The organism is Neisseria sp. P0021.S006, assembly GCF_051956895.1.
On sequence record NZ_JBQCWZ010000736.1, the window covers coordinates 1 to 692 of the forward strand.

Genomic DNA, 692 nt, shown 5'->3' on the forward strand with positions numbered 1-692 from the left:
CGGCGGTTTTCTGACTGCCGCCATGCTTGAATGGACGGGCTATCAAGGCCGTCTGAAACCTGTCGCTACTTTGATGGCGGCATTACTGCTCGCCGCATCCGCCATACTGCCCTTTTCGCCGCAAACTGCCTCGTTTTTCGTTGCTGTCTATTGGCTGGTATTGCTGCTGTTCTGCACTTGGCTGATTTGGCTTGATCGCAACACTGATAACTTCGCCCTACTAATGCTGCTCGCCGCATTTACCGTTTTTCAGACGGCCTACGCCGCAACTGGCGATTTGAACTTACTGCGCGCGCAAGTACATCTGAACATAGCAGCTGTCATGTTTGTATCCGTCCGCGTCAGCATTCTTTTGGGCGCGGAAGCCCTTAAAGAATGCCGTCTGAAAGACCCTGTTTTTATTCCAAATATCGTTTATAAAAACATCGCCATTACTTTCCTGCTGCTGCACGCCGCCGCCGAACTTTGGCTGCCCGCACAAACCGCCGGTTTTACCGCGCTTGCCGTCGGATTCATCCTGCTCGCCAAGCTGCGTGAGCTCCACCATCACGAACTCCTGCGCAAACACTACGTCTGCACTTATTACCTGCTCCAGCTTTTTGCCGCCGCAGGCTATCTGTGGACAGGCGTGGAGAAACTGCAAAATCTGCCTTCCTCCGCCCCATTACACTTGATTACCCTCGGCGGTATGA

General features: G+C 53.3%; 1 protein-coding gene. It reads left to right on the forward strand.

The window, feature by feature from the left end:
* On the forward strand, positions 1–692 hold a 692-nt coding region (locus tag ACTHUM_RS16800; RefSeq protein WP_440403526.1), incomplete at both ends, for an NnrS family protein.